At 67.2% G+C, this 18,809-nt stretch carries 20 protein-coding genes; 5 read left to right on the top strand and 15 right to left on the bottom strand.

What is annotated here, in order from left to right:
- Positions 1 to 324: 324 nt before the first annotated feature.
- The 6 genes from ACN0V4_RS18105 to ACN0V4_RS18130 form a co-directional block, all read right to left on the bottom strand.
- On the bottom strand, positions 325 to 2,166 hold the full coding sequence (locus ACN0V4_RS18105; RefSeq protein WP_417678700.1) for a dipeptide ABC transporter ATP-binding protein: 1,842 nt from the start codon (positions 2,164 to 2,166) through the stop codon (positions 325 to 327).
- A gap of 3 nt (positions 2,167 to 2,169) precedes the next feature.
- Entirely contained in the window at positions 2,170 to 3,042 is an 873-nt protein-coding gene (locus ACN0V4_RS18110; protein WP_417678702.1) for a metallophosphoesterase family protein, read from the bottom strand.
- Positions 3,043 to 3,108: 66 nt separating this feature from the next.
- Complete coding sequence (locus tag ACN0V4_RS18115) at positions 3,109 to 4,662, bottom strand: ABC transporter substrate-binding protein (protein WP_417678704.1); 1,554 nt, start codon at positions 4,660 to 4,662, stop codon at positions 3,109 to 3,111.
- A 71-nt stretch (positions 4,663 to 4,733) separates the two neighbouring features.
- Positions 4,734 to 5,627 carry an ABC transporter permease gene (locus tag ACN0V4_RS18120; protein WP_417678706.1) on the bottom strand — a complete coding sequence of 298 codons (894 nt, stop codon included), beginning with the start codon at positions 5,625 to 5,627 and terminating at the stop codon, positions 4,734 to 4,736.
- An 8-nt stretch (positions 5,628 to 5,635) separates the two neighbouring features.
- The gene (locus tag ACN0V4_RS18125) at positions 5,636 to 6,565 is read right to left on the bottom strand and encodes an ABC transporter permease (protein ID WP_417678708.1); all 930 of its coding nucleotides are present in this window, start codon (positions 6,563 to 6,565) and stop codon (positions 5,636 to 5,638) included.
- The gene (locus ACN0V4_RS18130) at positions 6,559 to 7,320 is read right to left on the bottom strand and encodes an HAD hydrolase-like protein (RefSeq protein WP_417678710.1); all 762 of its coding nucleotides are present in this window, start codon (positions 7,318 to 7,320) and stop codon (positions 6,559 to 6,561) included. Before ACN0V4_RS18130 ends, ACN0V4_RS18125 begins: the two co-directional genes overlap by 7 nt.
- Before the next feature lie 158 nt (positions 7,321 to 7,478).
- Here ACN0V4_RS18130 and ACN0V4_RS18135 point away from each other — a divergent pair, with 158 nt between their 5' ends.
- On the top strand, positions 7,479 to 8,393 hold the full coding sequence (locus tag ACN0V4_RS18135) for a LysR family transcriptional regulator (RefSeq protein WP_417678712.1): 915 nt from the start codon (positions 7,479 to 7,481) through the stop codon (positions 8,391 to 8,393).
- 12 nt (positions 8,394 to 8,405) lie between these two features.
- On the opposite strand, the gene ACN0V4_RS18140 is transcribed toward ACN0V4_RS18135, so the two are convergent.
- The 9 genes from ACN0V4_RS18140 to atpD are packed head-to-tail and all read right to left on the bottom strand — an operon-like array spanning position 8,406 to position 15,100.
- Positions 8,406 to 9,227 carry a F0F1 ATP synthase subunit gamma gene (locus ACN0V4_RS18140; RefSeq protein WP_417678714.1) on the bottom strand — a complete coding sequence of 274 codons (822 nt, stop codon included), beginning with the start codon at positions 9,225 to 9,227 and terminating at the stop codon, positions 8,406 to 8,408.
- Positions 9,228 to 10,787: a F0F1 ATP synthase subunit alpha gene (locus ACN0V4_RS18145; RefSeq protein WP_417678716.1), complete on the bottom strand. Its 1,560-nt coding sequence runs from the start codon at positions 10,785 to 10,787 to the stop codon at positions 9,228 to 9,230.
- A 5-nt stretch (positions 10,788 to 10,792) separates the two neighbouring features.
- On the bottom strand, positions 10,793 to 11,533 hold the full coding sequence (locus ACN0V4_RS18150; RefSeq protein WP_417678718.1) for a F0F1 ATP synthase subunit delta: 741 nt from the start codon (positions 11,531 to 11,533) through the stop codon (positions 10,793 to 10,795).
- Positions 11,534 to 11,537: 4 nt separating this feature from the next.
- Complete coding sequence (locus tag ACN0V4_RS18155) at positions 11,538 to 11,786, bottom strand: F0F1 ATP synthase subunit C (protein ID WP_417678720.1); 249 nt, start codon at positions 11,784 to 11,786, stop codon at positions 11,538 to 11,540.
- Positions 11,787 to 11,810: 24 nt separating this feature from the next.
- Positions 11,811 to 12,479, bottom strand: coding sequence for a F0F1 ATP synthase subunit A (gene atpB, locus ACN0V4_RS18160; RefSeq protein ID WP_417678722.1), 669 nt, complete (start codon positions 12,477 to 12,479; stop codon positions 11,811 to 11,813).
- A complete protein-coding gene (locus ACN0V4_RS18165; RefSeq protein ID WP_417678724.1) occupies positions 12,479 to 12,754 on the bottom strand; it encodes an ATP synthase subunit I in 276 nt (91 codons plus the stop codon). The genes atpB and ACN0V4_RS18165 overlap by 1 nt, the downstream gene beginning before the upstream one ends.
- On the bottom strand, positions 12,751 to 13,098 hold the full coding sequence (locus ACN0V4_RS18170; protein WP_417678726.1) for an AtpZ/AtpI family protein: 348 nt from the start codon (positions 13,096 to 13,098) through the stop codon (positions 12,751 to 12,753). The genes ACN0V4_RS18165 and ACN0V4_RS18170 overlap by 4 nt, the downstream gene beginning before the upstream one ends.
- Positions 13,095 to 13,559 carry a F0F1 ATP synthase subunit epsilon gene (locus ACN0V4_RS18175; protein ID WP_417678728.1) on the bottom strand — a complete coding sequence of 155 codons (465 nt, stop codon included), beginning with the start codon at positions 13,557 to 13,559 and terminating at the stop codon, positions 13,095 to 13,097. The genes ACN0V4_RS18170 and ACN0V4_RS18175 overlap by 4 nt, the downstream gene beginning before the upstream one ends.
- A complete protein-coding gene (gene atpD / locus ACN0V4_RS18180) occupies positions 13,556 to 15,100 on the bottom strand; it encodes a F0F1 ATP synthase subunit beta (RefSeq protein WP_417678730.1) in 1,545 nt (514 codons plus the stop codon). Before atpD ends, ACN0V4_RS18175 begins: the two co-directional genes overlap by 4 nt.
- A 307-nt stretch (positions 15,101 to 15,407) precedes the next feature.
- On the opposite strand from atpD, the gene ACN0V4_RS18185 reads away from it, so the two are divergent.
- From ACN0V4_RS18185 to ACN0V4_RS18200, 4 genes are read left to right on the top strand one after another with little or no spacing between them, the layout of a single operon-like run.
- Positions 15,408 to 16,361, top strand: a complete 954-nt coding sequence (locus tag ACN0V4_RS18185; protein ID WP_417678732.1) for an HlyD family secretion protein — start codon at positions 15,408 to 15,410, stop codon at positions 16,359 to 16,361.
- Complete coding sequence (locus ACN0V4_RS18190; protein ID WP_417678734.1) at positions 16,358 to 17,293, top strand: ABC transporter ATP-binding protein; 936 nt, start codon at positions 16,358 to 16,360, stop codon at positions 17,291 to 17,293. Before ACN0V4_RS18185 ends, ACN0V4_RS18190 begins: the two co-directional genes overlap by 4 nt.
- Positions 17,290 to 18,426: an ABC transporter permease gene (locus ACN0V4_RS18195; protein WP_417678736.1), complete on the top strand. Its 1,137-nt coding sequence runs from the start codon at positions 17,290 to 17,292 to the stop codon at positions 18,424 to 18,426. Before ACN0V4_RS18190 ends, ACN0V4_RS18195 begins: the two co-directional genes overlap by 4 nt.
- A gap of 15 nt (positions 18,427 to 18,441) precedes the next feature.
- Positions 18,442 to 18,762: a YidH family protein gene (locus tag ACN0V4_RS18200; protein ID WP_417678738.1), complete on the top strand. Its 321-nt coding sequence runs from the start codon at positions 18,442 to 18,444 to the stop codon at positions 18,760 to 18,762.
- The last annotated feature ends 47 nt before the right edge of the window (positions 18,763 to 18,809 follow it).

Consider the following 18,809-nt stretch of genomic DNA (forward strand, 5'->3'; position numbering starts at 1 on the left):
GCAGCTCCGCTACCTTCCGTTCCGTCCGCCTCCGTGGCGCCCCGTAGCGCCTCAGCGCCGCCGGTGAAGGGGCTTTTACGTATAACACCAAATACCCGCAAGTGGATTTTTGAAGTTTTTGCGTTTTTTTTCACAGAACCGCGAAAAACCCCTATTTTTATGGCATTCCTTGCGGCTCTCCTCAGAGGACGCCCGGCGCCAGCCTCGCCCTTTGGCCCCCTCCCCCGCCCGCCGGCCCGGTGAATCGGCGCAGATCCCCCCGAGTCACCGCCTCCTCCCCGGCAAAATACTCCGATCGAAGCGCTGACTCGGGCGATTTTTTCCTCAGAGGTCCTCCACCAGCAGCGGTCGCGACTCGTGGAGCGGCCGGTCCGCCCCCTCAGCAGTAGAAAATCCCGCCCGATCCAGAATCTCCCGCAGGGCGTCACTGCGCGCCACGAAATGCCCCAGCCCGACCTCGACCATCTCGGCGCGCTCGGGCGCCTGCCCTGCCGGCAGCAGGAGCGAGGGCCGCGCAAGGCTCTCCCCTCCCCCCCGGTGTCCCCCGCGCCGCGACGGGTCCGGCACCGGCACCGCCGCCAGCAGCCGTCGGGTATAGGGGTGGCGCGGGTCGTGCAGCACCGCCTCGGTCGGGCCGGTCTCGACGATCTGGCCGGCCCACATCACCGCCACCCTATGGCTCACCCGCTCCACCACCGCGATGTCGTGCGAGATGAAGAGGAAAGACACTCCCTCCTCCACCTGCAGCCGCGCCATCAGATCGGTCACCTGCCGCGCCACCGAAACATCGAGCGCCGAGACCGCCTCATCCGCCACGATCAGCGCCGGCCGCACCGACAATGCCCGCGCGATGCAGAGCCTTTGCCGCTGACCGCCGGAGAACTGATGCGGGAAGCGCTCTGCCGCCTCGGGCTCCAGCCCGACCTTGCGCAACAGCTCCTCCGCCAGCGCCTGGCGATCTGCCTTGCGCAGCGGCGACTGGATATCGGCCGGTTCGGTGATCAGCTCGCGCACCGGCATGCGCGGATTGAGGCTGGCGAAGGGATCCTGGAACACCATCTGAGCCTCGGCTCTGAGCGGTCGCAACTCGGCGGCCTCCAACCGGGTGATCTCGCGCCCCTGCAGGCTGACCCGCCCGCCAGCGGGTTCGATCAGCCGCAGCACCGCGCGGGCGAGCGTGGACTTGCCGCAGCCGGATTCGCCCACCAGCCCCAGTGTCTCCCCCCGCCCCAAGGCAAGGGAGACGCCATTGACCGCGTGGTAATCCAGGTGCCCCTGCCGCCCCAGCCCGCGCTTGACCGGAAAGCGGACCGAGAGGTTTTCGACCTCCAGCACCGGATCGCCCACCGTCATCGGCGGCTTTGGCGCGCCGGAGCCGAGCTTGGGCGTCGCCGCCATCAATCCCTGGGTATAGGGCGCCACCGGGCGCAGGAAGACATCGGCGACCGGGCCTTCCTCGACCTTGTCGCCACGGCAGAGCACCACCACCCGATCGGCGATCTGCGCCACCACCCCCATGTCATGGGTGATGAACAGAACGGCCATGCCGATCTCCTGCTGCAGGTCGCGGATCAGGGCGAGGATCTCGGCCTGGGTGGTGACGTCGAGCGCGGTGGTCGGCTCGTCGGCGATCAGCACATCGGGGCGGCAGGCCAGCGCCATGGCGATCATCACCCGCTGGCGCAGCCCGCCCGAGAGTTCATGCGGGAACTGATCCAGCCGGCGTTCGGGATCGGGGATCTTCACCCGGTCGAAGGCGGCGCAGGCGGCGATGCGGGCCTGTTCCCGGCTCAGCCCCTGGTGCAGGCGCAGCACCTCGGCCACCTGTTCGCCCAGCGGCATCACCGGGTTCAGTGCCGTCATCGGCTCCTGAAAGATCATCGACACCCGGTTGCCGCGCACCGCCTGCATCTGCCGGTCGCTCAGCGCCGCCAGATCGAGGCTCGGCGTGCCATGCAGCCGTACCGATCCGCCGGCGATCCGGCCGCCCTCGCGTTCGATCAGCCTGAGGATCGCCAGGGCGGTGGCGGATTTGCCCGAGCCGGATTCACCCACCAGCGCCACCGTCTCCCCCCTTGCGATGTCGAAGGAGAGATCGCGCACCGCGCTGAAGCTGCCGAAGGCCAGGCTCAGCCCCTCGACGGACAGAAGGGGGGAACGGGCCATGGCTCAGCTCTCCGGCGCGGCGTGACGGGCACGCAGTTCGGGATGGGCGCGGAACTCGGGCAAGGGCGGCGTCCAGCGGCGCAGACCCGGGGTCAGCTCGGCGCGGAAGGGGTCGAGCCCGTCGACCGTCCAGCGCACCGTCTCGCCCAGCTCGATCACCCCCATGGCGCCGGCGGGGGTGCCTTCGGTGGTGAAGCTTTCGGTCAGCGACTGCTGGGTCAGATGCGGGATGCCATCCACCGTGGTGACGGTGTTCCAATGCACATGGCCGGAGAGGCAGACCACCGGCACCCGCGCCTGGGCCAGCGCGGCACGGGCACGCTCGGCCATCGGATAGGTCGAAAGCCCGGGGTTGTTCTGGAAGTAATAGTTCCCAGTCTGCGAATGACCCGACAGCGGCACGTGGCTGACGATCAGCAGCGGCCGGTCGGCGGCCTGCACGGTGCGCGACAGCCACAAAAGGTCCGCCTCGCGCAGGATGAAACCCGAATGATCGGAGCTGCGGTAAATCCGGCTGTCGGCACGCCAGAGCACGATGCGCCAGCCACCGACGTCATGGGTCTCATGCCCCAGCGACTGACCGAGGATTTCCTCGTTCTGCGCCACGCTCAGGTGATCGCGGTCGTGATTGCCGTTCAAGTGCCAGATCGGCGTGCCGACGGCGCGGAAGGCTTCGGCCACCTCGGCCTCGAGCCGCAGGTCGGTGTCGTGATCGACGTCGGAAATCCGGTCGCCGAGGTCCAGCACATGCGTGACATCGGCGTCGCGGACATAGCGGGCGAATTCCTCCATCAGCCCCATGGCGGCATCGCCGCGTTTGGTCGAGGAAGGCGCGCCGTGATGGATATCGGCAACGATGGCAAGACGGAGGGTCATGTCGGAAGGTCTTTCGTATATGGGAGGGAGGGGTCCATCGCATCCCGGCGACGAACCCCGGTCAGATCAGTTCGAGGCGAGCGAGATCGCGCCGGCGCGGAAGTCGAGCACATAGGGGATATGCCCCGGCTTCGGCGCCCAGGTGACGGATTTGTTCATCGCCCAGCTTTCATAGGGGCGATAGAGCACCAGGAAAGGCGGGTCCTGCTTGATACGCTCCTGCAGCTCGGCATAGGCGGCCTTGCGGGCCTCGACGTCCTTGGAATAGCGGAAGCGTTCCCAAACCTTGGCATAGGCCTCGTCGGTGTTGAACCGGCCCTCGCCCTCGGACGGGCCATGCGGCGCCCACATCACCCCGAAGGAGCCGAAGGGGTCGGCGAAATACATCGGATTCGACCAGTTGCGCGCCATCATCTCGGGCGAGCCGCCGGACCATTTCTCGACGATGTTCACCTTGCCGTTGATGCCGACCTCTTTCCACATCTCGGTGATCGCCTGCGCCGCCAGCATCCCGTTGGTGTAATAGGTCGGGTGGGTGTCATAGGTGATCTCGAAACCGTCATAGCCGGCTTCCTTCAGCAGCGCCTTGGCCTTCTCGGGGTTGTATTCGAAGGTCTTCAGCTCGGGCATGTAGAGATCGCCGAACTCCTTGTAGGTATGAGAATCCGGCACCACCGCCTTGCCGAACCACAGCGCCTCGTTCAGCATGTCGCGGTCGATCGCCAGGCTCATCGCCTGACGGATGCGCGGGTCCTTCAGCTTGGGATGGTTCACGTTCATGATCATGACGTGGAACAGCGGCGTGGCGCTGCCCACCGCGGTCAGCTTGGGGTCGTTTTCGATCAGACCAAGCTGATCAGGCGCGATATTGGTGATGATATCGGCCTCTCCGGTCTTCAGTGCCGTCACGCGCGAGGCGGTCTCGGGGATCTGCTGGACCGTCACCTTGGCGAGCGGCGCCTTGTCGCCCCAGAAGCCGTCGAACCGCTCCCAGACCAGCCGTTCGCCCGGCACGAATTCGGTGACGCGATAGGGGCCGGTGCCGATCGGGGCGAGCGAGAAGGCCTCGAAATCGTCATCCTCGGCGACCTTGGGATCGCCGGTCAGCCCTTTGGTGTAATCCTCGGGGATGATCATGACCTGCTGCAGGTTCAGCAGCGTCTCCCACAGCGGCTCCTCGCGCTTGACGGTGATCCGCACGGTCAGGTCATCGACCTTCTCGGCCTTCTCGAAGTTGTCCAGCCGGTCGCGCGAGCGCACCACATAGGGCGGGAAGGTCGCCTGATACATCCGGTTCAGCGAAAAGACGACATCGTCAGCCGTCATCGGTTCGCCGTTCTGGAACAGAACGCCTTCGCGCAGCTTCAGCTCCATCACGGTCGGTTCCACCAGATGCCATTCGGTGGCCAGCGCCGGCTGCCATTCGGCGTCGAGCCTGTCGTGGTTCTTGTCGATCAGCGTGTCGAAGATGTTGTAGTAGAATTGCGACCCGACGTTGGAATGATCGCGGCCTGGGTCGAGATAGCTCGACACATTGGCGGCGCCGACGGTCAGCTCTTGCGCAGCCAGACCGGTGGCAAGGCCGGCGGCCAGGGCGGTGGAAAGCAGCAGTCTCAGCATGGGTGTCTCCGTGGTGCTGAAGGAGGGGGAACGGGCCTTTGGCGGCCTTCTGAGGGTTGAATTCCGGGGGGTCACCGCGCGCGCAGCCGCACATCGGCGCCGTCGCGCAGCCAGTCGCCGAGGATCTGGACGGCGAAGGTGATCAGCAGGATCATCGCGGCGGGGGCGATCACGATCCAAGGGGCGGTCGGCATGAAGTCGCGGCCGATCCCCACCATCGAGCCCAGTGTCGCCGTCGGCGGCTGCACGCCCAGCCCCAGGAAGGACAGCGTGCTTTCCAGCAGGACGATGTTCGACAGCGACAGGGTGAACTGCACCACGATGGGCGAGACGATATTGGGCAGCAGATGGTGCCGGGCGATCCTGAACGGGCCGGCACCGGCGGCGCGGGCGGCCTCGATAAAGGGCATGGTCATCATCCGCTTGACCTCGCCGCGGACGATGCGAGCGTATTGCTCCCAGCCGTAAAGACCCAGAACCAGCACGATGACCTCGATCGAGCTGCCGAGGATCGCCAGCAGGAACAGCGCGATCAGCGTGAAGGGCAGCGCGATCTGGGTATCGACGGCGGCCATGATCGCGGCTTCGGTGCGGCCGCCGGCGATCCCGGCGATCACCCCCAGCGCGCCGCCCAGGATCAGCCCCAGCGTGGCGCCCAGGCTTGCCAGCATCAGGGTCAGGCGCAGACCGTAGAGGCTGCGCGACAGCACGTCGCGGCCAAGCTCGTCGGTGCCGAGCAGATAACCCGCCTTGGCCCGTGCGAACCCCAAGGGCGGGCGCAGCCGCGAGATCAGGCTTTGCGAATCCGGGTCGAAGGGCGCGATGAGCGGCGCGAAAAGCGCCAGGATCACCAGTGTCAGGCCGACGAGGATGGCCACCTTCTGGATCGGATCAGCACTGCGCCAAAGGCCGAGAGCAGCGGCAAAGGGTGACGGGGTGACGCGGGAAACGGGGATATCGGTCATGGCGAACCTCAGGCGGTGACGCTGTGGCGCAGCCGCGGGTCGGCCCAGGCATAGGCCAGGTCCACGGCTGCATTGATGACGATGACGGCAAGCGCGACGGTGACGACACCGAACTGCAGCACCGGGTAATCACGGCGCAGCGCCGAGCTGACCAGCAGATCGCCGATCCCCGGCCAGGCGAAGATCGACTCGATCACCACCGACCCCGCGGCGGCGAGGCCGGCGACCTGCAACCCGATCACCGACAGGATGGTGATGCCGGCGTTGCGCAGCCCGTGCTTCAGGATCACCCGGGATTCCGGCAGCCCCTTGGCGCGGGCGGTGCGCATGAAATCCTGTCCCAGCACATCGAGCATGGCGTTGCGGGTGAACCGCGTCAGCGCCGCGATCAGCACGCCGGCCATGGCGATGGTCGGCATGATGAAATGCCAGGGCGTGCCATTGCCCACCACCGGCAACCAGTTCAGCCAGTAGGAGAAGACCAGCACCATGACGATGGCCATCACGAAGTTCGGCACCGCATAGCCCAGGAAGGCCAGCACCATCACCGCGCTGCCGATCCAGCTCTTGCGCCAGAGCGCGGCGGCGATGCCGAGCGGCAGCGACACCAGGAGCGTCAGCCCCATCGCCGAGAGCAGCAGTTGCGCCGAGGGCCAGAGCCGTTCGACCACGATCTGGCTGACCGGCCGGCGTTCGATGAAGGACAGGCCGAACTGCCCGTCGGTGAAGGACTTCAGAAAGGCGAAGTATTGGGTGAACAGCGGCTGATCCAGTTCATAATATTTGATCAGCAGCGCGCGATCCTCGCTGGTGATCCCCTCGCCCACCACGAAATCGACAGCATTGCCCGACAACCGGGTGGCGAAGAAGACGATGGTGATGATGACGAAGAAGGTCAGCGCCATCCGGGTCAGCGTGCGCAGGGTATAGCTCAGCATAGGCTTGCCTCTCTCTTCCGCGGGGCGGAGGTGTCCCGGTCGGGACGGGTGAGCAGGACGAATTCGACCCCCGCCGCCCGGGCAGCGGCGCCGTCGGTCTCGGGCGTGTCGCCGATGAAAATCGCCTGATGTGCCGCGACGTCGGCGCGGGCCAGCGCCTCCTCCAGCAGGTCGGGGGCGGGCTTGCCCAGGCTGGGGGCGGCCAGATGCGGCAGGGCGGCGGCGACGGCGGCCCAGATCGCGCCGGTTTCCGGCTGCGGCGTGCCATCGGCGCCGGGATGGAAAGTATCGGGATTGGCCAGCCGCACTGGCACCCCGCGATGGGCGAGCGCGATGATCCGCGCCAGATCATCGAAGCGTAGCCCGATGTCGCGGGCCAGCACCACCAGATCGGGTGCCTCGTGATCCGGACGCAACCCCAGGGTGCAGGCCAGCCGCTGCAACGGCGCCGCCGCGAACAGCGCCACCCGCACCGCCGGCTGCAGCCGGCGCAGCGTCATCTCGCCGGCCAGCAGGATGCGCGCCGGCGGCATCGCCAGCCCCATCGCCCCCAGCCGCAGCGACAGGGTTTCCGCGGTATCGGTGGAATTGTTCGACACGATCCACAGCCGGTCGCCGCAGCGGTCGAACAGCGCCGGCACATCCGGCAGCACGGTGCCGCCCGAGATCAGGCAGCCGTCCAGATCCGCCAGAACGGCGGCCCTCTCGGGCCCGGGGCCGTTCAGAAATTCGCTCAGGCGGATCGGCGGTCGCATGCAATATCCTCTTGCTGCGGGGGCAGCCCCTGCCCCCGGTCTTTCGGTGTCATGGTGTCAAGCTGTGGCCGCCCCGGTTCGGTCGCGGGCAGCAACAGGGGCGGTATCGGCGCCTTCTGTAACCGCACCGTTACGTCTGACAGCTAAAGCTTCAGGCCATGACAGCATTCCTTTCAGACCTGCCCTCGGGCCTCACCCTTTCGCGTTTGCGCGCCCTCACTGCCGTGGCCGAGGAAGGCTCCTTCTCTGCCGCAGCCCGGCGAATCGGGGTGTCGCATTCCGCCGTCGCCCAGCAGATCCGCGATCTGGAGCGCGCGCATGAGGTTCACCTGTTCGACCGGGTGCGCGGGATGTTGCGCCCGACGCCCGCCTGTCTTGAGCTTTGCGACATAGGTAACCGCATCCAGGCCGCCGAACGTGACGCGGCGCGGGTGCTGGCGCGACGCGGCCCCTCGGGCAAGCACCGGCTGCGGGTGGGCCTGGGCAACTCCATGCCCGGGATCGCCATCGTCGGCCGGGTGCTGGCGCAACATCCGACCCTGACGGTCACCGTCGACAGCGGCTCGCATCAGGACATCATGGCCGCCGTCTCCCGGCGCGAGGTCGATGTCGCCGTGCTGCCCGACCTGCCGCCCGACCCGCGGTTTCGCCGCGCCCCGGTACTGACCCAGGAGGTGGTCGCCATCACCTCTCCCGACAATCCGATGGCAAGGCGCGAGACGGTGACGCTGGCGGAGCTGGCGGCAAGCCCGCTGGTGTTCCGCTCGCCCGGATCGTCAACGCAGAAACTGGTCGACCGGGGGTTCCGCCATGCCGGGCTCAGCCCCGAACCGCGGTTGATCGCCGACACCCGCGACGCGGTTTACGAGGCCGTCGCGGTGGGGATCGGCGTGGGCTTCATGTGGCGCTATGGCACCTATCGGTCGGACGTGGTGCGGCGGTTGATGGTGCCCGAGTTCCGCTCAACCGTCGACGAGGTGGTCTTCGCCCTCTCGGACGAAAGCAATCCGCTGGTCGATCTGTTCTTCAACGTTGCCACGCAATTCCGGCCGGAAGAGATGGTCACCGGCTGACCGCCCACGCCGCTAGAAGGCGCCGGTCACCGCCTCGGCACCGGTGACGACCTCGATCATGTCGTTGGTGGTCTTCTCCTGCCGGGCGGCGCGTTCGTCGCGGTGCAGGGTTTCAAGCTTGTGGTCGATATTGCGCGACGCGGCATCCATCGCCGACAGCCGGGCGCTGTTCTCGCTCGCCAGACTTTCCATCAGCGCATGGGCGATCTTGGCAAAGAGATATTCCCCCGCCAGGCTTTGCATCAATTCCGCCGGCGGCAGTTGAAACAGGGGCGGCGCCGCGGAGCGTTCCGCGCCGGTATCCTTGAGCGGCAGCACCTCCTCCACGCCCACCTCGAAGGCGGCGCCGATACGCGGTTCGGCAAAGAGGATGCGAACGGCGGCCACTTTGGAGAGCCGCGCCGCGATCCGGCGGGCGAGGCCGGTCACCCCCGCCACATGGGTGCACATGGAAAATCCGAGATCGGGGGTGACCGCATGTTCCATCGCCGTCACCCGGCCCCGCCGGCCGACGATGATCAGCGTCTCGCCGGCGCGCCGCTCGGTCAACATGCGCTCGACCAGCCGGGTGTTGAAGCCGCCGACGAACCCGTTTTCCGAGGTGATGACCAGCAGGACCCGCGCCACACCGGTGCCGAAATCGCCCGGATCGGGCACCAGCGGCGCGATCTCGGCAATGGCCCGTTCGACGGTATTGCAATAGGCGCGGGTGCCGGCGAAGGCCTCGGTCGCCTCGCGCGAACGCGAGGCCGCCATCGACCGCAGGGCGCCGACCAGCTCGCCCAGATCGCCGAGGCTTTCCAGCCTGGCCTGGATGCGGGACAGCTCCTCCACTCAGGCGCCCTCCCCCTCCGCCGGTTTTGCCGCCGCGCCTGCCGCCGGCGTCAGATCGGCCAGGCAGAGGTCGATCAGCTCGTTCAGCGCCTTGCGGGCATCATCGGACAAGGCGCCGCTGTCGTCGATCGAGGCGGCGGCGCGTGGCCGCTCCTTCGGCAACCGCTCGGCGATGAGGGCGCGCAGCTTCGGCATGTCGCCAAGCGACACCGCATCCAGCTTGCCCTCGGACACCGCCAGCAGCAGGGTCACCTGCAACGACAGCGGCAGCGGCGCATATTCGTTCTGCCCCAGGATCGCCCGCAGCCGGCGGCCGTGGTCGATCTTCTTCTGGGTGCGCGCATCCACCATGGCGCCGAAACGGGTGAAGACCTCAAGTTCCAGGAACTGCGCGTAGTCGAGCTTGAGCGAATCCGCCAGGGACTTGATCGCCTTGGCCTGGGTGGCGCCGCCCACCCGCGACACGCTCATCCCGACGTTGACCGCCGGCTTCTGCCCCTCATAGAACAGCTTCGGTTCCAGATAGATCTGCCCGTCGGTGATCGAGATCAGGTTGGTCGGGATATAGGCGGTCAGGTTGCCCGCCAGGGTCTCGGCCACCGGCAGCGCGGTCAGCGATCCGCCACCGTTCTCCTTCGACAGCTTGGCGGCGCGTTCCAACAGCCGCGCGTGCAGATAGAAGACATCGCCCGGATAGGCCTCGCGCCCCGGCGGCTTGTGCAGCAGCAGCGACAGTTGCCGGTAAACCTCAGCGTGCTTGCTGAGATCGTCGAGGATCAGCAGCGCGTGTTGCCCCTTGTCGCGGAAATATTCCGCGATGGTGCAGGCGGCATAGGGGGTGATCCACTGGGCGCCGGGCGCCGCGTCAGCGGTGCCGACGACAAAGACGCAGCGGTCGATATTGCCATGATCGCGCACCGCCTCGATCACCCGGTTGACGGTCGAGGCCTTCTGCCCGATGGCGGCATAGACGCAGACCACATCGCCCTTGCTCTGGTTGATGATGGTGTCGATCGCCACCGTGGTCTTGCCGGTCTTGCGGTCGCCGACAATGAGCTGCCGCTGGCCGCGCCCGAGCGGGATCATCGCGTCGATCACGGTGATGCCGGTCAGCAGCGGCTCGGTCACCAGATCGCGGTCGACGATGCCGGGTGCCGGCCGTTCGATCGGATCGAAGCGTTCGGCCTTGATCTCGGGTCCACCATCCATCGGCGCGCCGATCCCCGAGACCACCCGCCCCAACAGTGCCTCGCCCACCGGAACGCGGGCGACAGTGCCGGTGCCGGTCACTGTGCTGCCGGCGGAAATGCCCGTTCCCTGCGACAGCAGCACGCAACCATGGGTGGTCTCGCTGACGCTCAACGCCACCCCCATGGTGCCATCCGCGAAGCGAACGAGTTCATCGAGCCGGGTATGCGGCAGGCCCGAGATGGTGGCGACCCCGTCGCCCACCACCTCGACCCGGCCGGTCCGCTCAAGATCAGGGGTCACGTCGGCCGCGTCGACACGGGTCCGGGCCGCGTTCAGCCAGTCCTGCGCCGCGTCCTTCATCGTTGCCATGGGCTCTACCCTTTCAAATCCTTGACCGCCTGTTGCAGCCGCGCCGCGACCGAAAAACTGAGCACCGCATGAGGAAAGCGCAGCTCGGCCCCGGCGATCAGCGCCGGATCGGTCGCAAAACCGATGCCGACCTCGGCGCCGAAGCGCTGCTGCAAGACCTCCCGCCATTGCTGGCGCAGGCCCTCTGGCAGATCGCCGGCGCTGGCGACGGTGATCGCCGCGCCCTCGGCCGCCAGATCGGACGTCAGATCATGCAGGTCAGCGCCCGCAAGCGCCTTCAGATGCGCCTGCGCCTGCGCCAGGGCCGCCTCTGGCGCCACGATATCCGGGGCGCCCAGGGCCTTCTGCACCAGCCCTGCAGCCAATCCTCCGATCTCGGCGCGCAGATCATCCACCGTCTGCGCCCGCTCGACCTCGATCTCGGTGCGGGTGCGGGTCAGCAGCGTTTCCGCCTCCTCATGCGCCGCCTTCAGCAGCGCATCCCGTTCGGCCGACATCTGCTTGTGCAGATCGGCCTCTTCCTGGCGCTGCTTGTCAGCGATGGTCGCGATCCGCGCCTCGTAATCGGCCTGGATCGCCTTGGCGGCGTCCTCCTTGGCCTGGGCCGCCTCGGCCGCCTTGCGGTCGGCCTCTTCCCGCTCCTCGATGACACGGCGGATCGGGCGGAACAGCAAGCGGCTGAGCAGCCAGACGACGACCAGGAAGTTGATCACCTGAAACGCGAGTGTCCACCAATCGATATGCATTGCGTCAGTGCACGAAAGGGTTGGCGTAAAGCAGCAGAAGCGCGATCACCAGACAGTAGATCGCCATGGTCTCGATCATCGCGAGCCCGACGAAAAGCGTCCGCGACACCGTGCCCGAGGCCTCGGGCTGGCGCGCGATGGCATCCATCGCCGCGGCCACCGCCCGGCCTTCGCCCAGCGCCGGGCCGATGGCACCGATCCCCACGGCCAGCGCCGCCCCCAGAACACTTACGACTTCTACGATATGATCCATGTCGTTCCCTCTCTCACGCCTCGCTCATGCCTCCGCGGCCCCGACCGCGGCGGCGATATAGACGCTTGCCAGAATGGTGAAAATGTAAGCCTGGATCAGTCCGATCAGCACCCCGAGCAGCAGGAAGGGGATCGGCAACAGCAGGCCGGCGAGCAGCAGCAGAATGGCGATGATGAACTCATGGCTCATCATGTTGCCGAACAGGCGGACCATCAGCGAGAAGATCCGCGTGATCTCGGACAACAGGTTCAGCGGCAGCAGAAACGGCGTCGGCTGCACGTAGTGGCGCAGATAGGGGCCGATGCCGCGCACGCTGATCCCGTAATAATGCACCGAGAAGAAGACGATCAGACCCAAGGCCGCCGGGGTCTCGATATGGCTGGTCGGCGATTTCACCCCCGGCAGGATCGCCGAGAGATTGGCGATCCCCAGAAACAGGAAGAGCGAGCCCAAGAGCGGCACATAGCGCCAGGGATCGCGGTCGAGCACCTCGCGCAACTGGCTGACGATGGCCATCACCACGATTTCCAGCGCCGCCTGAACCGGCCCGGCATCGCGCGCAGGCTTGCGCAAGGCGATACGCAGGAAAATCACCATCGCCGCCATGATCGCCCAGGTGGTCACCACCTGCCGGGCGATCGGGATCGGGCCGATGTGGAACAGAACCTCGATCGAAAGCGGGCTTGTTTCCATCACTCGGCCCCCTTCACCCGCCAGATCGCCGCGGTGCGGACGATGACGAAGCCCGCCAGCGCCAGCAGCAGCGGCCCGGTGCCCTGCAGCGCGGCCGCCGTCAGCACCGCCACCGCCACCGCCAGGCGCAGCACGATGAACAGAACCGCGCGCCGCCGTCCTTCCGTCTGCCCGAAGGCCGCAACGCTGCGCCCCAGCAGCCAGAAATAGAACAGCCCCAGCGCGCCCCCAGCGGCAAGCCAGATCACGATCTGCGGCAGGTCAGCCAGGGTCATTCCTGATTCATCCTCTTCCAAGCCAGATAAAAGCCCAGGCAGGCGCCCAGAAAGGTCAGCGCCCCGGTGATGGTGATGCCGCTGCCCAGCTTGTCGTCAAGCCAGCGCCCGGCGAATACCCCGATCAGGGTGGGGATCACGATCAGCCAGCCCAGCGCGCCGAACATCGACATGTTCTTCCAGATCGGCCGTTCGCCCTCGCGCGCCCAGCGGGCGCGGCGCTCCTGCCGCAGCTCCACCGCCCGGGTGACATCCTGGTGATCCTCGCGCCGGGGATCGGCGCCCTGCTCCGAAGTCTGATCAGAGCGCTTGTTGTCGGTCTTGTCGGGCCGCGAGCTGGTCATTGCGCCGCCTCCCCTGCCCCGCCACGGGTGCCGATGTCGAGCCGCGGCAGCGGCGTGTCGATGCCGCGCTGCGCCTGCAACACCCGTTCGATCTGCCGGATCGCGGCCAGATGCAGCCGGGTGTCGGCGGTCCAGGTCTCGTCCTCGGTCTCCTCGGATTGCTCGAGCTGCTGCAGCGCCACCTCGCCCAGAGTGGCGAGATCGTGGTCGCTGGTCGCGCCGCGCGCGGCGATCTCGGTCAGCTTGCCATCGCGCACCGTCAGCACGCCGCCGCGCACCACCACGAAGCCCTCGGCCCCGGCGCTGTCATGCCAGCTGACGACCGAGGCCGGCAGCACCGTGACGAAATCGGCATGCCCCGGCAGGATGCCGAAGGCGCCGGTGGCATCCTCGGCCCGGATGCGGGCCACATCCTCGACCGTCACCACGACCGAAGTGGGGGTGCTCACGACCAGTTTCACGCGCCCCCCCCGGTTTTGGCAGGGGCCGCATCCGGTTCGGTCGCCTGCGCCGATGGCGCCGCCGCAGCCTTGGCGGCCTCTTCCTTGGCGCGGGCGTCGCCGATCGTCCCGATCATATAGAGCGAATCCTCGGCCCAATCGTCGGCCGCGCCGTTCAGGATCGCCTCGCAGCTGGCCAGGGTGTCTTCCAACGTGACCGAAGCGCCCGCGCGGCCGGTGAATTGCGCCGTCACCCCGAAGGGTTGGGTCAGGAAGCGGATCAGCCGCCGCGCCCGGCTCACCGCCTGACGGTCATTGGCGCTCAGCTCCTCGACGCCGAGGAGCGAGATGATTTCCTGCAGTTCGCGATATTGCTCGATCAGCCGGCGCACCTCTTCGGCGGTATCATAGTGGCGCTGACCGACGATCGCCGGATCCAGCAGGGTCGAGCTGGAGGCCAGCGGATCGACCGCCGGATAGAGCCCCTCGCTCGCCATGTCGCGGCTCAGCACGATGGCGCTGTCGAGATGGGTGAAGGTGGCGGCCACCGCCGGATCGGTGAAATCGTCGGCCGGCACATAGACCGCCTGGATCGAGGTGACGGCGGCAGACCGGACCGAGGCGATCCGCTCCTGCAGCTCGGCGATCTCGGTCGCCAGTGTCGGCTGATAGCCCACGCGCGACGGCAAGCGGCCCAGCAGCCCTGACACCTCGGACCCCGCCTGGACAAAGCGGAAGACGTTGTCGATCAGGAACAGCACGTCCTGCCCCATCTCGTCGCGGAAATGCTCGGCGACGCTGAGCGCGCTCAGCGCCACCCGCCAACGGGCCCCGGGCGGTTCGTTCATCTGGCCAAAGACCAGGATGGTGCGGTCGATCACCCCGGAATGCTTAAGATCCTGCCAAAGCTCATGCCCCTCGCGCGACCGCTCGCCGACACCGGCGAAGACCGAGATGCCCTTGTAGCGGTCGGCCACCGAGCGGATCAGCTCCATGATCAGGACGGTCTTGCCGACGCCGGCACCGCCGAACATCGCCGCCTTGCCACCGCGCGACAATGGCGCCAGCAGGTCGATCACCTTGATGCCGGAGAGGAACAGCTCGCTCCCCGCGGTCTGGTCGGTCAGCTTCGGCGCGGCGCGGTGGATCGGGCGGCGTGGCGTGTCGGGCGGCAGATCGCCCAGCCGGTCGATCGGTTCGCCCACCACGTTCAACAGCCGCCCCATCACCGTATTGCCGACCGGCACCTGGATCGGCATGCCGGTGTTCTCGGCCTCGGTGCCGCAGGCGAGACCGGCGGTTTCCTGAATCGCCACGCAGCGCACGGTTTCCACGTCAACGTGCTGCTGCACCTCCAGCGTGAGGGTATAATCGCCATCCCAGAGGATATTCAGCGCGGTGTTGATCTCGGGCAGCGCGCCTTTCGGAAAGCGGACATCGACCACCGCGCCGGAAATCTTGATGATCCGCCCCCTCGCAAGCGGCCCGCGCGCGGGTGCGGTCGCGGGGGCGGCAGGGTCAGGTACGGAGGCCTCGGGAACCATCTTCGCCGCCTCGGTCATCACGCGTCTCCAACCTGTTCGCAAGCCGGAGGCGAATCGCCCCCGAAATCCGCCAAGGAGGTCACCGGCAAAAGCGTCATTCGTCGTGCCAAAGCCCTTTTCCCTTCGATCGTCTCGCGCCCCCAGCCCGATCCGGGGCCGGCGCGTCGTCTCGCTCCCTGCGACTATTGCCGATAACACCCCATCTGACCATGGGGTTACACCCTGATTTCTCTCAAAGATTATTAAGCTTTCGTGAGGGGCTGGCATTTTGAGCGGAAACGTCGCATGGTCGAAACAAAATAGCACGCTATGGAAGGGGCGCGACATGTCAGGCCTGCTCTGCTCTGTGCCGCTGGTTGCCACCCTGTTCGGCGCCTGTGCCGCCCCGGCGCCTTTCGCCACCGGCTATGTCGAGGGCGAATATCTTCTGATCGCCCCCGTCGCCACGGCGCAGATCGAGGCCTTGCCGGTCAAACGCGGCGACCGGATCGCCGCCGGCGAGCTGCTGGTCGAGATGGAGAAGCGCGACGCGGCGATTGCCCTGGCCCAGGCCGAGGCGACGCTGGCGCAGGCGGAAAGCAAGCTTGCCGATCTGAAACTGCCCAAGCGGGACGAGGAAATCCGGGTGATCGAGGCCGAATTGGCCTCGGCCCGCGCCCAGGCCGTCGAGGCGGCGCGCGAGGCGGAGCGGCAGAAGAACCTCTATCTGCGCAACACCGCGCCAAAGTCCCAGGCGGATGAGGCCGAGACCGCGCTGGATGTCGCCCGTGCCAAGGTGTCCGAGGCAGAAGCGAGCCTGGCGGTGGCGCATCTGCCGTCACGCCCCGATGTCATCGCCGCCGCCGAGGCCGCGGTGACCGAGGCCCGCGCCGCCCGCGAGGCCGCCGCCTGGCAGCTCGACAAACGCAGGCTCACCGCGCCTGCGACCGGCGAGGTCACCGAAATCCTCCGCCGCAAGGGCGAGATCGCCGGCCCCTCGGCCCCGGTGCTGTCCTTCCTGCCGGACGGCGGTGTGCTGCTGCGCGTCTATGTGCCGGAATCCGATATCTCCTCGATCCACGTGGGCAGCCGCCTGTCGGTCAATTGCGATGGCTGCGAGCCCGGCATGGTGGCGCGGGTCTCCTATGTCTCGGATTCGCCCGAATTCACCCCGCCGGTGATCTACTCGCTCGAGAACCGGCAGAAGCTGGTCTATCTGGTCGAGGCCCGGCCAGAGACCGGCACGCCGTCGATCCAGCCCGGCCAGATCGTCGACGTCGCGCTGGAGCCCAAGCCGTGACAGAGCCGGCGATCGACGTCCATGACATCGTCAAGCGCTTCGGCGACCGGGTGGCGGTGAACCATGTCACCATGCGGGTCGAGACTGGCGAGATCGCCGGCTTCCTCGGCCCCAACGGATCAGGCAAGACCACCACCATGCGGGTGATCTGCGGCCTGCTGACGCCGGAGGAAGGCACCGGGACCGTGCTGGGCCACGACCTGAAGGACGCCGCCCGCATCAAGCGCGAGATCGGCTATATGACCCAGCGGTTTTCGCTCTACGAGGATCTGACGATCGAAGAGAACCTGCAGTTCGTCGCCGGTCTTTATGAGCTGAAGCCGATCAGGGATCATGTCCGCGACACGCTGGCCTCGCTGGGGTTGACGGCGCGGCGGCAGCAGTTGGCCGGCATGCTCTCGGGGGGCTGGAAGCAGCGGCTGGCACTGGCCGCCTGCGTGATGCACCGGCCCCGCCTGCTGTTGCTGGACGAGCCCACCGCCGGGGTCGACCCCAAGGCCCGGCGCGAATTCTGGGAGGAGATCCACCGGCTCGCCGCCGAAGGTCTGACAGTGCTGGTCTCGACCCACTACATGGACGAGGCCGAGCGCTGCCATCGGATCAACTATATCTCCTATGGCAATCTGGTGGTCTCCGGCACGGTGGAAGAGGTGATCGCGAAATCCGGGCTGACCACCTGGGCGATCGGCGGCGGCGATATCGGCCTGGCGGAACGGATGCTGCGGCAAGACCCCGCTGTCGATCAGGTCGCGGCCTTCGGGCTCAAGCTGCATGTGGTCGGCCGCGACCGGGACAAGCTGGAACAGGCGGTGCGCGCTGCCGCCACCGCCGGCGGATGCCATGCAGCCCCGGCCGAGACCAGCCTTGAGGATGCCTTCATCCGTTTCATCGGCCAGGACAATTCCGTCCCCGCCGAGGGGACGCGCGCATGATCTTGCGGTTCTCGCTGTCCCGCCTGCTGTCGCTCCTGCGCAAGGAGACGATCCAGATGAAGCGCGACCGGATCACCTTCGCGATGATGCTGGGGATCCCGGTGATGCTGCTGGTGATGTTCGGTTTCGCCATCAACACCGATCCCAAGCACCTGCCCGCCGCGCTGGTCGCCCCCGGCCAGGACCGCTATACCCGCGCCATCGTCACAGCGCTCGAGATGACGGGCTATTACCACTTCACCCATCCCAACGTGACCGCCCCCGAAGCTGATGCGCTGATGGCCCGCGGCGCGGTGTCCTTCATCGTCACCATCCCGTCCGACTTCGGCGCCCGGGTCGAGCGCGAAGACGAACCGCGCATCCTGATCGAGGCCGACGCCACCGACCCCTCGGTCGCCTCCGGCGCGGTCTCGACCCTCAGCACGGTGGCGGCGCAGGCGCTGCTGCACGAACGCCACGCCGAGGCGCAGGCCGAGGCCGCCCAGCGCGGTCAGCTGCAGGTGATCGTGCACCGTCGCTACAACCCCGAGGGCATCACCCAGTATAATATCGTCCCCGGCCTGCTGGGGGTGATCCTGCAGATGACCATGGTGATGATGACCTCGATCGCGCTGACGCGAGAGATGGAGCGCGGCACGATGGAGAACCTGCTGGCGATGCCGGCGACGCCCCTGGAGATCATGCTGGGCAAGGTGCTGCCCTTCTTCGGGGTCGGCGCGGTGCAGGTGCTGGTGATCCTGGTGGCGGCCAAGGAGCTGTTCGCGGTGCCCTTCGTCGGATCGCTGCCGCTGCTGCTGTGGGGGGTGCTGGTCTTCGTGCTGGCGCTGGTGCTGCTGGGCTATACCATCTCGACCTTCGCGCGTACCCAGATGCAGGCGATGCAGCTGACCTTCTTCTTCTTCCTGCCCTCGATGCTGCTGTCGGGTTTCATGTTCCCCTATCGCGGCATGCCCGGCTGGGCCCAGACGGTGGGAGAGATCCTGCCGTTGACCCATTTCCTGCGGCTGGTGCGGGCCGTCATGCTGAAGGGCGCCGGTCTTGCCGACGTGCGCGCGCCGCTCTTGGCCATGGCCGTCTTCGTGCTGGTCTTTGCGCTGGTCGCGTTGCTACGCTTCCGCCGCACGCTGGACTGACGGGAGGGTCGTGCGATGATTCCAAAGTATGCCGACCATTCCTCCAACGAACGGACCTTTCTGGCCTGGGTCAGAACCGTGATCGCCATCGTCGGCTTCGGTCTCGGCGCTGGCAAGCTCAGCGCCGAGCCCGCCCCGATCTGGTCGGATGTGGTGCTGCTGGGAGCCGGCGCCCTGGTGGTGCTGATCGCCTATCTGCGGATGCGCGCGCTGCGCCGGGCGATCAACTCCGACGAGGAGAGCGATGACGAAAGCGAAGGCGCCGGCGCCCTGCTGGTGGCGCTGGTGGCGGCGCTGTTCGCCCTGCTGGCAAGCTTTGCCCTGCATGTGAGCTGATCGCCCCTTGCCGCCCCTTTCGATCCGATCCGACTGGACGCCTGCGC

The sequence above is a fragment of the Pseudodonghicola sp. genome, assembly GCF_048268305.1.
In the GTDB taxonomy this organism is placed as follows: domain Bacteria; phylum Pseudomonadota; class Alphaproteobacteria; order Rhodobacterales; family Rhodobacteraceae; genus Pseudodonghicola.

Excerpts from the sequence above, each read along its gene's own strand:
- ACN0V4_RS18105 (WP_417678700.1), bottom strand. The coding sequence starts at position 2,166 with ATGGCCCGTTCCCCCCTTCTGTCCGTCGAGGGGCTGAGCCTGGCCTTC.
- ACN0V4_RS18110 (WP_417678702.1), bottom strand. The coding sequence starts at position 3,042 with ATGACCCTCCGTCTTGCCATCGTTGCCGATATCCATCACGGCGCGCCT.
- ACN0V4_RS18115 (WP_417678704.1), bottom strand. The coding sequence starts at position 4,662 with ATGCTGAGACTGCTGCTTTCCACCGCCCTGGCCGCCGGCCTTGCCACC.
- ACN0V4_RS18120 (WP_417678706.1), bottom strand. The coding sequence starts at position 5,627 with ATGACCGATATCCCCGTTTCCCGCGTCACCCCGTCACCCTTTGCCGCT.
- ACN0V4_RS18125 (WP_417678708.1), bottom strand. The coding sequence starts at position 6,565 with ATGCTGAGCTATACCCTGCGCACGCTGACCCGGATGGCGCTGACCTTC.
- ACN0V4_RS18130 (WP_417678710.1), bottom strand. The coding sequence starts at position 7,320 with ATGCGACCGCCGATCCGCCTGAGCGAATTTCTGAACGGCCCCGGGCCC.
- ACN0V4_RS18135 (WP_417678712.1), top strand. The coding sequence starts at position 7,479 with ATGACAGCATTCCTTTCAGACCTGCCCTCGGGCCTCACCCTTTCGCGT.
- ACN0V4_RS18145 (WP_417678716.1), bottom strand. The coding sequence starts at position 10,787 with ATGGCAACGATGAAGGACGCGGCGCAGGACTGGCTGAACGCGGCCCGG.
- ACN0V4_RS18150 (WP_417678718.1), bottom strand. The coding sequence starts at position 11,533 with ATGCATATCGATTGGTGGACACTCGCGTTTCAGGTGATCAACTTCCTG.
- ACN0V4_RS18155 (WP_417678720.1), bottom strand. The coding sequence starts at position 11,786 with ATGGATCATATCGTAGAAGTCGTAAGTGTTCTGGGGGCGGCGCTGGCC.
- atpB (WP_417678722.1), bottom strand. The coding sequence starts at position 12,479 with ATGGAAACAAGCCCGCTTTCGATCGAGGTTCTGTTCCACATCGGCCCG.
- ACN0V4_RS18165 (WP_417678724.1), bottom strand. The coding sequence starts at position 12,754 with ATGACCCTGGCTGACCTGCCGCAGATCGTGATCTGGCTTGCCGCTGGG.
- ACN0V4_RS18170 (WP_417678726.1), bottom strand. The coding sequence starts at position 13,098 with ATGACCAGCTCGCGGCCCGACAAGACCGACAACAAGCGCTCTGATCAG.
- atpD (WP_417678730.1), bottom strand. The coding sequence starts at position 15,100 with ATGACCGAGGCGGCGAAGATGGTTCCCGAGGCCTCCGTACCTGACCCT.
- ACN0V4_RS18185 (WP_417678732.1), top strand. The coding sequence starts at position 15,408 with ATGTCAGGCCTGCTCTGCTCTGTGCCGCTGGTTGCCACCCTGTTCGGC.
- ACN0V4_RS18195 (WP_417678736.1), top strand. The coding sequence starts at position 17,290 with ATGATCTTGCGGTTCTCGCTGTCCCGCCTGCTGTCGCTCCTGCGCAAG.
- ACN0V4_RS18200 (WP_417678738.1), top strand. The coding sequence starts at position 18,442 with ATGATTCCAAAGTATGCCGACCATTCCTCCAACGAACGGACCTTTCTG.